General features: G+C 42.2%; 11 protein-coding genes. 3 read left to right on the top strand and 8 right to left on the bottom strand.

The genetic code is table 11. From position 1 onward, the window contains the following. The first annotated feature begins 155 nt into the window (after positions 1–155). The gene (locus PU629_RS11595) at positions 156–1,433 is read left to right on the top strand and encodes an erythromycin esterase family protein (RefSeq protein ID WP_275280229.1); all 1,278 of its coding nucleotides are present in this window, start codon (positions 156–158) and stop codon (positions 1,431–1,433) included. 59 nt (positions 1,434–1,492) lie between these two features. Here the strand turns inward: PU629_RS11595 and PU629_RS11600 are convergent, their stop codons facing one another. The 8 genes from PU629_RS11600 to PU629_RS11635 form a co-directional block, all read right to left on the bottom strand. Then, positions 1,493–2,146: a DUF975 family protein gene (locus tag PU629_RS11600; RefSeq protein ID WP_275280230.1), complete on the bottom strand. Its 654-nt coding sequence runs from the start codon at positions 2,144–2,146 to the stop codon at positions 1,493–1,495. Between the two features lie 137 nt (positions 2,147–2,283). Next, positions 2,284–3,195, bottom strand: coding sequence for a homoserine kinase (thrB, locus tag PU629_RS11605; RefSeq protein WP_275280231.1), 912 nt, complete (start codon positions 3,193–3,195; stop codon positions 2,284–2,286). Next, a complete protein-coding gene (gene thrC / locus PU629_RS11610; protein ID WP_275280232.1) occupies positions 3,192–4,256 on the bottom strand; it encodes a threonine synthase in 1,065 nt (354 codons plus the stop codon). The genes thrB and thrC overlap by 4 nt, the downstream gene beginning before the upstream one ends. A gap of 3 nt (positions 4,257–4,259) precedes the next feature. Then, complete coding sequence (locus PU629_RS11615; protein ID WP_275280233.1) at positions 4,260–5,546, bottom strand: homoserine dehydrogenase; 1,287 nt, start codon at positions 5,544–5,546, stop codon at positions 4,260–4,262. Between the two features lie 38 nt (positions 5,547–5,584). Further along, positions 5,585–7,171: a phosphoglycerate dehydrogenase gene (gene serA, locus PU629_RS11620; protein WP_275280234.1), complete on the bottom strand. Its 1,587-nt coding sequence runs from the start codon at positions 7,169–7,171 to the stop codon at positions 5,585–5,587. A gap of 693 nt (positions 7,172–7,864) precedes the next feature. Further along, positions 7,865–8,596 carry an EcsC family protein gene (locus PU629_RS11625; RefSeq protein WP_275280235.1) on the bottom strand — a complete coding sequence of 244 codons (732 nt, stop codon included), beginning with the start codon at positions 8,594–8,596 and terminating at the stop codon, positions 7,865–7,867. Positions 8,597–8,740: 144 nt separating this feature from the next. Continuing rightward, complete coding sequence (locus PU629_RS11630) at positions 8,741–9,598, bottom strand: GNAT family N-acetyltransferase (RefSeq protein ID WP_275280236.1); 858 nt, start codon at positions 9,596–9,598, stop codon at positions 8,741–8,743. 60 nt (positions 9,599–9,658) lie between these two features. Next, positions 9,659–9,961, bottom strand: a complete 303-nt coding sequence (locus tag PU629_RS11635; protein WP_275280237.1) for a Dabb family protein — start codon at positions 9,959–9,961, stop codon at positions 9,659–9,661. A 305-nt stretch (positions 9,962–10,266) separates the two neighbouring features. On the opposite strand from PU629_RS11635, the gene PU629_RS11640 reads away from it, so the two are divergent. Then, positions 10,267–12,024 (top strand): ABC transporter transmembrane domain-containing protein, encoded by a 1,758-nt coding sequence (locus PU629_RS11640; protein WP_275280238.1) that lies wholly within the window; start codon positions 10,267–10,269, stop codon positions 12,022–12,024. Beyond that, entirely contained in the window at positions 12,021–13,817 is a 1,797-nt protein-coding gene (locus PU629_RS11645; RefSeq protein ID WP_275280239.1) for an ABC transporter ATP-binding protein, read from the top strand. The genes PU629_RS11640 and PU629_RS11645 overlap by 4 nt, the downstream gene beginning before the upstream one ends. Positions 13,818–13,980: the final 163 nt, after the last annotated feature.

Here is a 13,980-nt window from a genome sequence, read left to right on the forward strand (position 1 = left end):
TATCAAAAAATTTGTAAAATCCCATATGAATAAAAAACTTGTCTACTTAAAAATAATTCAAGTTGAGTGTTTAGTTCCTATTTGTGTGCATAGAAATAAATGGACGATCTATACTAATCTAGGGTAAGCGATCCGTATAGAAAAGGGTGTTGATTTTGACGCGAACTATTACCAAGGAAACAGTCATTCATCGAATAAAAGAACGGGCTCTTCCGCTTGATCAGACGAATCGTTATGATCCGTTAATGGAACGCATCCTAGATTCGAAGCTTGTCTTACTTGGTGAAGCTTCACACGGCACGTCTGAGTATTATACCCATCGCGCTGAGATCACCAAGAGACTCATTCAGGAAAAAGATTTCCGTTTTATCGCAGTTGAAGGTGATTGGCCCGCTTGCTACAAAGTGAACCAATACATAAAAGGTCTCGCGGACACTCCTGATTCGGCCAAACAAGTATTGGAATCCTTTGATCATTGGCCAACTTGGATGTGGGCGAATGAAGAAATCATCCCATTAATTGAGTGGTTGAAAGACTATAATCGAGATAGGCCCGATGATAAAAAAATAGGGTTCTATGGTTTAGATTTATATAGTCTATGGGAGTCAATGGAGCTCATCCTAAACTATCTTGATCGGATTGGATCACGAGATATCGAGAAGGCTAAAACCGCTTTAACCTGTTTTCATCCTCATGACCGAAGTGTTGAAAAGTACGGCGTTCATGCCTCCTTTTTCTCCGAGGATTGCATAGAAGAAGTGGTCGATCTTCTCTTAACTGTTCAAAAAAATAAACATTTTTATACAGATGATTTAGAAGAAGCGCTTAGTTTAGAAATGAATGCTCGTGTGGCAGTGGACGCAGAATCCTTTTATCGAGCGATGGTTCGAGGGGGTTCCGAATCATGGAATATTCGTGACAGGCATATGACGGATACGTTAATCGCTTTGATGAACCACCATGGTCCAGATGCCAAAGGAATTGTCTGGGAGCATAACACGCATGTTGGCGATGCACGTGCGACCACCATGGTCGATGAGGGTGAAATTAATGTTGGCCAATTAGTCCGAGAGCATTTTGGAGATGATCCTATTTTTATAGTGGGCTTTGGCTCTTATCAAGGAAGTGTGATTGCAAGTGGTTCTTGGGGAGATCCATTTAAAGTTATCGATGTGCCCCCTGCTGCAGAAGAGAGCTGGGAATACTTGTTTCATGCGGCCAACCCAAGTGACCAGTTGTTGTTAATCCCCTCTAATGACCCAACTTTCCATTTTATAAAAGGGCATCGGGCAATTGGTGTCGTGTATGAACCACAGTATGAATTATTTGGAAATTATGTTGCCACGAATCTTGCCAAAAGGTACAATGCGTTTGTTTTTATTGATAAAAGTCATGCGCTGCATCCTTTAGAGCAATCAAAAGTTGTTATGTAAAAAGCAAGTAGCCGTCCGAAGATTTGGCCAAAGCCTTATCTCCAGACGGCTCTATTTTGTTAGAAACGCTTGTCTTCACTTTCAATTAACTCGTTATAGAAACTGGCGCATGCCGTATTGTAATAAGGCGCGACCCATAAGAGCGCGATCCCAGCTGTCACCACGCACAGCAGCCCCCACCCAATAAAGCTTAGCATAAAAAGAAAGTATTTCCATTTATAACCGTCCATCAGCTTGCGGCTTCTAGTTATCGCTTGATTAACGGTAAGTTCAGGATGATCTTTTAAAATATAAAAGGTTTGAGAATAAGCCATGCTTTTGATAATGCCTGGAACAATCAATAAGAGTGACCATAAAAACGAGTAAATGGCAATAAGCAATGAGCCGCCTAACATTTTAAGATAGATCGACACATCAAACGGTTCAAAAACAGATGTCCATTTCTCTCGTTTTCCTCGCAATAGAGCAAGATTATACCAATTGTATCCAATCGATAACGGAATAAGAAAAATGGATAATAAATAACTGATAAGTTGTGCGAACCATGGTGCGTGATCAGCGGCACTTATATCAATAAAATGGCCGCTTAGCATGGATTCAATCAAATTCGGTATCATATTAACGACACCCACAATAATTGTAACTAATACCGCATATCCCCAGTTATTGGAGAGAGAACGTCTGGCCTGTTGTTTTATATTTGTGATTCTCATAATAGCCCCCTTTTTTAACCCTGTATTTGTATCATACGTTTTTCAACACATTCAATCAAATACTTTTTAAAGGGAACTTTAAGAGAAGTTAGGACCGCATGCCTTTATCAATCACTTACTCTTCATTACGAATGATATTAAAAAGCAGGATTAAACGCAGTTACGGTCAGGCCTTTTGCTTCAGGGAAAAGACACTCAACCTCACAATCTGGAAAAGCCTTCGTTAAGTAAGGAAAGAGTTCTTTTGATTTTCCTTCTTTCATGAAAACTAAAACAGAAGGTCCGGCGCCGCTAAGGGCTGCTCCACAGTCCACTTCGTTTTCAAGCAGAGCCAGTGTTTCTTCCAATTGTGGAACAAGACGTTTTCTATAAGGGTGATGAAATAAATCCCGCCGCATCATCTCCCCTGCCATTTCTAGATCCCCTTTGAGTAATGACGCGATCAAGACATTGGCATAGCTTGAAGCCTGAACGGATTCTTTGAAGCTCATACTCTCTGGCAATTGCGCTCGAGAATGAGAGGTTAAGAGTTGTGGTCTAGGTACAACGATTACAAGCTCTAAAGGTATCGCTCCCCATGGGATGATAAAAGTCTCCTCGCTTGAATGGGTACCTATTGTAAGTCCGCCATACAGAGACGCTCCAATATTATCTGGATGACCCTCATATAGAGAGCCGATTCGAGCTTTTTCCTCAATAGACAAGTCGAGTCCATAAAGGAGGTTCGCAAGCTCTATCCCGGCAACGGTTGCGGCGGCACTGCTTCCAAGCCCTCTTGCTAAAGGGAGCTCACAATCAATTGTAACTTGAAAGGCGCGATCGTCCTTCTTAACCCCTGAATAAACAAGTGTATAGTCAACAACTTGAGCGATGAGATTGGACTCATCCCGCGGCAGATTTTGATAATCCGATTGAACATAATTAAATTGCCATCGTTTTGACGGGACTGCGTCGAGTGTAAGATAACGATTGATCGCAAGCCCTATCGAATCAAAGCCAGGGCCTAAATTAGCGGTACTGCCTGGAACCACGATACGAAAGCCTTTCATCGACTAAAACTGCCTTCAAGATGGGATAGAAAAGCTTTTTCATCATTTTCAATAATAACGGGCTGGATATTTAGAGTATTCATGGCCGTTGCTGGATCTTTTAATCCATTCCCGGTTAAAACAGCCACTGCTTTAACACCTGCTTTAATGATCCCATTTTCCCGTTGCTTAATAATACCGGCAATAGAAGCGCAGGAAGCGGGCTCCGCAAACAAACCTTCATATTTTGCTAGTAATTGATACGCTTCTAAAATCTCATCATCTGTTACAGAATCGATGACCCCTTTAGATTCTTCCGCTGCTTGAACGGCAAACGACCAGCTTGCAGGATTACCAATTCGTATAGCCGTTGCGATGGTCTCTGGCGCTTCAATGACCTCATTTCGAACGATGGCAGCGGCTCCCTCTGCTTCGAAGCCATGCATTTCAGGAAGTCCTGTTCCAAACCTTTCGTGATACTCTTTGAAGCCTTTCCAGTAAGCTGTAATATTTCCCGCATTTCCAACTGGAATGGCTAGAATATCAGGGGCACCCCCTAATTGATCGCACACTTCAAAAGCCGCAGTCTTTTGTCCCTCAATTCGATAAGGATTCACGGAGTTGACGAGAGTGGCATGTCCTTCTTCGCTCACCTTTCGAACAAGTTTGAGCGCCTGATCAAAATTTCCCTTGAGTGAAAAGATATCGGCCCCTAATATGACGGCTTGAGCTAATTTGCCTAGCGCGACCTTTCCGTCAGGTACAACAATAATGGTGCGAAGGCCGGCCCGTGTTCCATAAGCGGCGGCGGCGGCCGATGTATTTCCGGTTGATGCACAAATAACTGTTTTGGCCCCTTCCTCTTTGGCCTTTGCCATGGCAAGCACCATACCGCGGTCTTTGAAAGAACCCGTCGGATTGGCTCCTTCGACCTTTGCGTACAGTTCAATTCCCAATTTATCCGATAACTTAACTAATGGAACAAGCGGTGTCTGCCCTTCATGTAGGGTCAGCATAGGAGTTCCTTCGTTAATTGGTAAAAATTCTTTATAAGCCTCTAAAATGCCCTTCCATGGTTTCATGTTTTATTCTCCCTCCACTCTATAACTTGCCTCTAAGCAGTCTACAATGTCTAAATCGTTTAATTGACTGATTAATCTTGTATAGGAAGCGCGATTCGTTCGATGCGTAATAATCACAACTTCTGCTAGTCCCTCTATTCCAATCGGTTCTTGAATTAATTTTTCTAAACTAATGCCATTTTCCGCAAACAAGGCCGTAATTTGTGAAAAGGCACCTGCTTGATCTTTAACATGGAATCTTAAAAAGAATTTTGAAAAGATCGTTTCCTCTTTTTTTAAATGGGTTTCATAGTGTGGTAAGACGGTGTGCTGACCATTTATCCCTAGGTGCATATTTCGTGCGACCGCAACAAGATCTGAAACAACGGATGTGGCGGTTGGGAATTGACCGGCACCGGGACCATAAAACATCGTCTCACCAATCGCATCCCCATAGATGTAAACCGCATTATATTCATTATTGACCGAAGCCAAGGGATGCTCATTTGGCAACAGAGCCGGCTGAACACTAATCTCAACCTCTCCTTGATCTCTTTGGGCAATCCCAACTAGTTTAATGGTGTAACCAAGCTGTGCGGCATAATCAATATCCTCAGGCTTAATCTTTGTAATGCCCTCAACGTATACATCGCTTAGATTGAATCTCATATGAAAACCGAGCTGACTTAAAATAACCATTTTTCTTGCAGCATCCAAGCCCTCGACATCACCACTTGGGTCGCTTTCAGCAAAACCAAGCCTTTGCGCTTCTTTTAGCACAGAATTGTAATCTGCTCCTTCTTTGGTCATCTTCGTCAAGATAAAATTGGTCGTGCCATTTACAATCCCTACTAATTTATTGATTCGGTCAGATGCAAGACCGTCCACCAGACTCCGGATAATCGGAATCCCGCCGCCAACACTAGCTTCATAGAATAAATCACACCCATTTTCTAAAGCGAAGGCATGTAGTTCACTTCCGTATAGAGCCATTAAATCTTTATTCGCGGTAATGACGTGTTTCTTTTGTCTTAAAGCTTCTAAAATATATCGCTTCGATTCTTCAATCCCACCCATAACCTCGATTACAATATCAATATCCGGATCTGCCAAAACGTCATCTGAATTTTTAGTTAAGAGACGGGAATCAACCTCTCTTTTTTTATCCTCATTTTTAATTAATATTTTTTTGATCTCAATCCCTGAACCAATTCGGTGACATAATTCTTCTTGATGATTGCGGATAATCTTGTAGACACCGCCGCCAACTGTACCTAGTCCTAAAAGCCCTACTTTGACGATTTCTTTCACGTCTTAACCTCCTTTTGTCCATTCCGAGCTCGATCGACTCACAAGTCAACAAACGTCACTTGTTTGATATGCTCAAGCCGTTCGAGAGCTGCTTGATGCAGGGCATCCACATGCCGATCCACCGTTAAAACCATAATCGCCTCACCGCCAACGGATGTACGGCCAACTTGCATGGATCCGATGTTAATCGATTGTTTACCTAGTAATGTCCCTACTTGACCAATTAAGCCCGGTAAATCATGGTGCTGAATGATGAGCAAATGCCCTTCTGTCGGTAAATCAACCGAATAACGATCAAGCTTTACAATTCGAGACCCATAGCCATTGAGAAGTGTCCCTGAAATTGAACGTGATTGTGTGCCTGCTTTAAGAGATAGTGTGATAAGACCAGTAAAGCCTTCTGCGTGCGGTGACCGTTTAACGTTGTACTCTAGACCGTTCTCCTTGACAAAATGCTTAACATTAATCAGGTTGATTTGACTTCCAAGGTAACGCTTCAAAACGCCCATAAGAAGATATCTTGTTAAGAGATCAGTAGAAAGCTCTGCCAATTCACCCGAATAAGTGATATCAATGGTTTTCGGACCTCCTTCAATAAGCTGTGCCGCAACTTGACCTAATTTCACACTCAGTTCCATAAACGGTTCAAGTGCTTTGCGAGTTTGCGAGGAGAAGTTTGGCAAATTCACTGCATGGTGGACAGGCTCATCCTGAAAGAATCTTATAAATTCCTCACAAATCGTAACAGCCACCTTCTCTTGGGCTTCGACAGTAGAGGCCCCTAAATGAGGCGTTGTAATCACCTCATCTAAACCAATTAATGGATGATCGGTAGGGGGTTCTGACTCAAAAACATCCAGTGCAGCACCTGCCACTTTCTTAGACAGGATGGCCTTGTACAGAGCTGTCTCATCAATGATACCGCCGCGTGCACAGTTTATAATGCGGACTCCCGGTTTCATAAGCGAGAAGGCTTTTTCATTAATCAAGTGATGGGTTTCCTTGATAAGTGGCGTATGTACCGTAATAAAATCAGCCGCTTCATAGATGTCTTCTAAAGTCGATAATTGAACACCTAACTTCTCGGCGCGCTCTTCTGTCAAGAAAGGATCATAAGCCATAATGGTCATGTTAAAGGCTTTTGCACGTTTGGATACTTCGACACCAATGCGTCCAAAGCCGACAATCCCAAGTATTTTCCCGGATAGCTCCACCCCTTTAAAAGCCGAACGATTCCATTTTCCTTCATTCATCGTCTGAACAGCGGCCGGAATTTTTCGTGAGAGTGCCATCAGCATAGCAAGGGTATGCTCACAAGCTGAAATCGTGTTTCCATCAGGGGCATTTACAACGATAACGCCCGCTTTAGTCGCTGCTTCAACATCTATGTTATCGACACCAACTCCCGATCGACCCACTATTTTCAAATGGGAGGCGGATTGAATAAGCCGAGCCGTGACTTGTGTACCGCTTCTGACAATCCAACCATCGTATTGATGGACGATCTCAAGAAGTTCTTCTTCTTTTAAATCCGTTAAAAGATCGACCTCAAACGCATCATTTTTTAAAATCAATTCCAATCCACTTTCACTCATTGGATCACTGACAAGAATCTTATGTTTCATGGTTAGTTTCCTCCTCTACCCGCAAATCATATCCCTTTTTCTCTGTGTTCTTTTGGAACGGACAAATGTCCTTGAAAATTATTTGTTTATTTTAACATACCCTGTTCTTCTGTAAAGGGAAAAGCTGAATTTTTTTAACTTTTTTATTAAAAAGAAAAAAAGGTATAGATTGAAAGCGAATACAACAGTGCATTTTTGATATTTCAGACAATATCTCGAAGTCCCATGCTTTTCCGAGATGAACAGGCGAATTTTTTCCCTGCCACAAAATTTGCTCGATTGGCTGGCTATCTCTCTATGAAAGTTCTGATAATCTTGTGAAAATCTTAAATCGCAGCATAAACCATTCATAGCGATGAGTTAAGCTTGCGATTTCCTTAAAGACGGAGTTGATAAATAAGTGGAGAAATTTCTCTTAATTAGGAAATGGCGCTGAAAACAGCTTAAATAGACGGAGAATTTCCGCCTATTGACTCCAGAAAGCATGGATTGGAGTCTTTTTGATCGGGATAACCGGAAAACTTCCGCTTATATACCTGCACCCGAGCTCCATTCTGCAGTTTAACCGGAAAATCTCCGCTTATTTCTGGTGACTCAAAAGGACACCTCATTACATTTACATTCTTAAAGTAAAAAGGAGGGCCGTTTTGATCGGTCCCTCCTTTTGGCTAACTTATTGCTTCGGGTGGATGACTACCCGTTTTGGTCTTTCTCCTCAAGCTGGAAATAGCGCAATCGATAAACATTTTTTGCTGTGAGAGCGAGCTGGTCTAAAAGTCGATAATTGACAACGGCACCCACAACAGCGCCGATACCGGGAACTAATTGCAAAAGCTTAGCTAAATCCATTGAATCCCGATATTCCTGTTGAAACGTTTGCCAATCAAAAGTCTCCGGATTTGGATGATCGGTCTCCCAATTTTTTAGAATAGAAAAGGTGTTACGGCGTTTGTCATCACTTGAAAAAGCGAGTTGAAAGACATAAAGAATAAAAAGCCGCTCAGAGGGGTCCTTGATATCATAGCCATAAAGTCTCGCTGCTTCATAAAGGAACTTGATTTTAATAGAGAGTAACAAAGGAAAATCAGCTAACCCCATTAATAGGCCGCCTGCTCCTGTTCCTGCCCCTTCCACACTTGCGATTCGCGCAAAGTTTCTCTGCTTTTTTGACAAAATCATCTCTCGCTCTTCTAAAGAAATAGAACGGTCTAATGGACTTTCTGTTGTCATCCATTTTGATCCGATCAGCACGGTTTTGACCATATGCTTAATCCCGGCCGTTATCGTATCGTGAACTTTTTGTGGGATTTTGTTATTGATCGTCGTCTGCCATTTCTTAGCGAGTTGTGAAAATTTTGAGGAAGGAGTCAAGATATCTTGTTCCCATAGTGAACATTCTAGTCTTGCTTTTTCTTCATAATCCATTGTCTTTCACCCTTTTGTGAAATCTCTCTTTATTAAATCAGTATCAAGCGGACACCACTCTATAGATGGGGGAAAAATGAAGGGAGAAATGTCCATTAAGCTTGAAGATACCCGCTCAGCTATGTTCCTTAACCTGTGGAGCGTTTAATTAAATTTGATGACGATGGAATCCCCAACTGGTTGGTAGCCAATTTGCTGATAAATTTTATTGGATACGGGATTAGATAGATCTGTATATAATGTGCAGAAGTGATAGCCAATATTTAAGCAAAAACGACTTAATTGAGCCACACAATGGGACGCATACCCCTTCCCTCTTTCCTCTGGCGGGGTGTAAACAAGGCTTATGGTAATACCGTTTTCGGTTGGACGCGAACCGCTTGCCATCGAGACAACCCGTCCATTATTCTCCCAAACATAGAGATCGGGTTCATTAATGCCTCTTTCTGCCCGCTCCTCTGCCTGATCCCTTGTCAGTGTGCCTCCAATCGCTTCTTGATCAAAGGCAAGAATCCATTTAGTTAGAAGAGACTTATCTTGTGACTCGGCTGGTCGAAATGTTCCTTCCGTTTTATGTGGAGGAATCACCTTATCTAAGCGAAAGATTCGCTGCGCCATTTCTACTTCGGTTTGCCTAGACGTACGCTTGGCCCATTTTTCAGCAAATGGTTCAACAAGCTCCGGTGCCCCAATGACACTTGGAACAGAGACGTTTAACGAATGCAAATCACTGATGACTTGTTCAAGTTCCTCTTCTTCTAAAGGATCGCCTACCATAATTAAATGATGAGGCGGTGTCATGAGGAGGATAAGACGAAGAGAATCGACATTGTTTGTATAGACAGCCATAAAAGGGTCACCTGAATTAAAGGAGTGATCGCCATTTTGTGCTAGTCGCTTTAAAATTCCTAAAGGCAAATTATGGACGGCTTCATTCTTCAATAAAAAGGGTTCGACTTTTTCTAAAAAAAGGCTAGGATTTGCATAACGCTTAAAATTCATATAGACTCCCCTCCCATGTCTCCTTACATAGTTGCTTATCTTATCTGTTTGGGCTCGCCCTTACTTTGACTCAAGTTCAAAATCCATAACAAGCCGGTCCAAGGTCCCAATTTCATCTAAGTACTTTATGACAGATTGGTGCGCTTCTGAAGGGCCGTAATTCTGCAACGCTTCTTTTGACTCAAAGCGAACGGTTAGTCCTGCTTCATAGCCTTGTGCGCGTCCAGAAAAATCATAACCTGCCTGTATATCAAGAATACCTGGCAGAACGTTTCCTAAATGAACGAGTTTTTTTAACGCCTCATCTTTTTGGTCCTGTGTCGTTTGTTCACTAAATTTAAGTAAGACAATGTGCTCAATCATATTTGTTGAAGCCTCCCTGATTATAAGTTTAATTACATAAGATTCCATTTATTATACCGTAATCTATAGGGATCTGTAATAAATGGAAGGAGTCAAACCAAACGAATTTTCATTCTTTACAGTTCTGCAACAATTCTATAAAATTATTTTGTTAGCACTTACGCCTTTTGACCTATTTCAATTAACTTCATACGAGTATGACTTGCGGGCGTAAGAAACTTGATAGTTAAATAGCGAAGTCGATAACCGCGGGGCAAAGGAACCGTGGTTTTTTGATCTTAGAAACGATTGAAGGAGACAAAGTGATGAAGTTATTTTTAGATTTAAGGTGGTATTTCAAGCAAGAGAAGTGGAACTATCTTGCCGGTGTCCTGTTCTTAATGGGAGCAAGTCTTCTATCAATGGTTCCTCCTTACGTTGTAGGGCTTCTCGTTGATCAAATACGCCTTAGGACCTTAACTGCTGAAAATTTAGTCAAGTGGATGGTCTTTTTAGTTATTATAGGCATCATCTATTACGCATTTGGCTACTTCTGGCGTCAATTTATTTTTGGGTCATCGATCAAGCTTTCGAAGCAACTTCGAGATACGCTGTTTCGTCATTTTACCAAAATGGCTCCGCAGTTTTATCACAACCGCAGAATCGGTGACTTAATGGCGCACTCGACCAACGATATTCGGGCCGTTGAAGATGCGGCAGGCGACGGAATATTAACTTTGGTAGACTCGGTATCCATGGGAGCCATGGTTATTCTTTCAATGGCGATCTTGATAAATTGGAAACTCACATTGATTGCCCTTATTCCCATGCCTTTCATGGCCTGGGCTACCAGCCATTACGGCAATCTGTTGCATGAACGATTCTACAAAGCTCAAGCCGCTTTTTCTGATTTAAATGATAAAGTTCAAGAAAGCATCTCGGGAGTTCGAGTGACGAAAGCCTTTGGTTTGGAGAAAAAAGAAACACAAACCTTCCAAACGATGTCACAAGATGTTGTGGATAAGAACATTTCCGTAGCACGAATTGATGCTCTGTTTGATCCTACCATTACCTTTATTGTAGCCGTGTCCTATTTTCTATCATTGATATTTGGTGCTGTATTCGTTGTCCATGGTTCTTTAACGATTGGTCAACTTACGAGCTTCACATTATATCTAGGACAGCTCGTTTGGCCAATGCTTGCCTTTGGCTTTCTCTTTAACATTGTTGAACGTGGCCGTGCCTCCTATGACCGTATAAAAACTCTGTTAGCGATTAAACCAGATATTCAAGACAAGAATCAGGCGAAAGCAATCGTTCCAAGTGGAAATATTTCTTACCAAATCTCTCATTTTGTCTACCCCGGAGCTGAAGAACCTGCCTTAAAGGATATTTTCTTCAATCTTAAAAAAGGGCAAACACTTGGTGTAGTTGGGAAAACAGGTAGCGGAAAGACAACCTTGTGGCGCCTTTTATTGCGAGAATTTGACGGCTATGACGGTCAAATCACCATTGGTGAGCACCCGATTAATGATTTACAACTGCTTTATTTACGAGCAGCCATTGGCTATGTCCCTCAAGACCATTTTCTTTTCTCAGCGACCATCGCGGAAAACATCGCTTTTGCAAGGCCAGAGGCAACTCAAGATGAAATTGAAGCAGCTGCCAAATTAGCCCAAATCCATGAGGACATTCTTCTATTTAAGGAAGGTTATCAAACGGTTGTCGGTGAACGCGGCGTCACTCTTTCTGGAGGACAAAAACAAAGGATTTCGATGGCGAGAGCTTTGGTTATTCATCCGGAAATTTTGATATTAGATGACGCCCTTTCAGCAGTTGATGCCAAAACAGAAGAAGCGATTCTATCTGGGATTCGTGACAATCAGCAGAACAAAACCACTCTTATCTCGACACACCGCTTAAGCACGATTCAGCATGCTGACCTGATCCTCGTTCTAGAGAATGGTCGAATTGTTGAACGAGGTTCTCACGATGAGCTTCTTTCAGCTAATAAGTGGTATGCCATGATGTACCGACGACAGCAGCTAGAATCCCTTGTTGAAAAAGGAGGTCAACCATCATGACCGATCCGTCATTTCAAGCAGAGACGATCAGTAAGCGCCATGTCTTTCGCCGACTGCTTTCTTATACTAAAGCACATAAAAAAATCTTAACCATTACCTTTATTATCTTGTTATTGGCAACAGGTGCAGATATATTGGGACCTATTTTAGCCAAAGTCTTTATCGATCGTTATTTGACCCCAAGACATTTTGTGATCAAGCCGCTTGTTTTACTAGGTGTTGGTTATCTCATGCTGTACGTCGTATCGGTCATTTGTCATTATTATCAGCGTTTATCCTTTCAAAGCATTGCCTTGCGCATTATTCAGACTCTGCGTGTGGATGTGTTTAGTAAAGTACAGACATTAGGTCTCGCCTTTTATGATCGAACCCCTGGCGGCAGTCTTGTTTCAAGAATCACTAATGATACAGAGGCAATCAAAGAACTTTTTGTCAGTGTCCTTTCAACCTTTGTCCAAAGCTTCGTTATGCTGATTGGCATCTTCATTGGGATGTTCTTTCTAAATGTTGAGCTTGCCGCCTTCTGTTTGGCGATCCTCCCTATTATTCTCGTATTGATGTGGGCGTATCGACGTTATAGTGCTGAGGTATTCAGAGCGACAAGACAAAAGTTGAGTCAATTGAATGCGAAGCTCAATGAATCCTTACAAGGAATGAACATCATTCAAGATATGAGACAGGAAAAACGGCTTCGTCGTGAATTTGCGGCAATTAATCAATCACACTATTTAGCCACCTTTAAACGAATTAAATTGAACAGTTTGATGCTTCGCCCGGCAGTTTACTCCGTTTACTTGCTTACGCTTATGCTCGTTCTCAGTTTTTTCGGCATACAGTCTTTTTCTGGCGCTGTTGAAATCGGCGTATTGTATGCCTTTGTCAATTATCTTGACCGTTTCTTTGACCCTATCAATAATCTAATGGTTCAATTAACCAACTTCCAGCAAGCGATTGTTTCCGCAGAACGTGTTTTTGGACTGTTGGATGAAACCGAATTAGCCCCTTCTCAGAAAGGAGCGGCCCATCCCGCTATTACAAGCGGTGAGGTTGAATTTAAAAATGTATCCTTTTCCTATGATGGTCAGACTGATGTATTAAAACATATTTCCTTTGTGGCAAAGCCTGGTCAGACCGTTGCCTTAGTTGGCCATACGGGAAGTGGAAAGAGCTCGATCATCAACCTTCTCATGCGCTTTTATAAGGTGGAACGCGGTCAGATCATAATTGACGGGATGCCGTTAGATGCTTACGACAACGAAGAACTTCGACAAAAATTAGGATTGGTGCTTCAGGATTCCTTTTTATTTGTTGGCGATCTGGCGTCAAACATTCGTTTAGCGAAACCAGATATGACCGATGAAGAGGTACAAGAAGCCGCCGCGTTCGTTCAAGCAGATTCTTTTATTCAAAAACTCCCTGAAGGTTATAACAGTCCGATCGGTGAACGCGGTGCTACCCTGTCCAGCGGTGAAAGACAATTGATATCCTTTGCGCGGACGATGTCACTGAAACCTAAAATTTTAGTTCTAGATGAGGCGACAGCTAATATTGATACGGAAACTGAAGATGCCATTCAAACCGCCCTCAAGAAGATGCGTCACGGCCGAACCACGATTGCCATCGCCCACCGACTGTCGACAATCCAAGATGCCGATCTCATTCTTGTGCTCCATCATGGAGAAATCGTTGAACGCGGAACGCATCAAGAATTGCTGGCTCAACAAGGTCTCTATCATAAAATGTATTTATTGCAACAAGGTGAATCGGTAGGAGACGAGATCCCAGCCTCCTAATCAATCCCTGTAACTGGGCAACAAAAACACCCCTATGGGAACCATAGGGGTGTTCCTTTGCAAACTCAAGATACATCTTTTTAAACAAACGTTTAATTATTTTCAGTCTTTTTTAAGCTGACTGAAGAGGTGACGGTTTGCCGCCTCCTCCATGTCAGCCTTT

This window comes from Pullulanibacillus sp. KACC 23026 (genome assembly GCF_029094525.1).
In the GTDB taxonomy this organism is placed as follows: domain Bacteria; phylum Bacillota; class Bacilli; order Bacillales; family Sporolactobacillaceae; genus KACC-23026.

What these genes read in the sequence shown, in the direction of transcription:
- PU629_RS11600 (WP_275280230.1), bottom strand. Translation starts at nt 2,146, where the DNA reads ATGAGAATCACAAATATAAAACAACAGGCCAGACGTTCTCTCTCCAAT.
- thrB (WP_275280231.1), bottom strand. Translation starts at nt 3,195, where the DNA reads ATGAAAGGCTTTCGTATCGTGGTTCCAGGCAGTACCGCTAATTTAGGC.
- thrC (WP_275280232.1), bottom strand. Translation starts at nt 4,256, where the DNA reads ATGAAACCATGGAAGGGCATTTTAGAGGCTTATAAAGAATTTTTACCA.
- serA (WP_275280234.1), bottom strand. Translation starts at nt 7,171, where the DNA reads ATGAAACATAAGATTCTTGTCAGTGATCCAATGAGTGAAAGTGGATTG.
- PU629_RS11625 (WP_275280235.1), bottom strand. Translation starts at nt 8,596, where the DNA reads ATGGATTATGAAGAAAAAGCAAGACTAGAATGTTCACTATGGGAACAA.
- PU629_RS11630 (WP_275280236.1), bottom strand. Translation starts at nt 9,598, where the DNA reads ATGAATTTTAAGCGTTATGCAAATCCTAGCCTTTTTTTAGAAAAAGTC.
- PU629_RS11635 (WP_275280237.1), bottom strand. Translation starts at nt 9,961, where the DNA reads ATGATTGAGCACATTGTCTTACTTAAATTTAGTGAACAAACGACACAG.
- PU629_RS11640 (WP_275280238.1), top strand. Translation starts at nt 10,267, where the DNA reads ATGAAGTTATTTTTAGATTTAAGGTGGTATTTCAAGCAAGAGAAGTGG.
- PU629_RS11645 (WP_275280239.1), top strand. Translation starts at nt 12,021, where the DNA reads ATGACCGATCCGTCATTTCAAGCAGAGACGATCAGTAAGCGCCATGTC.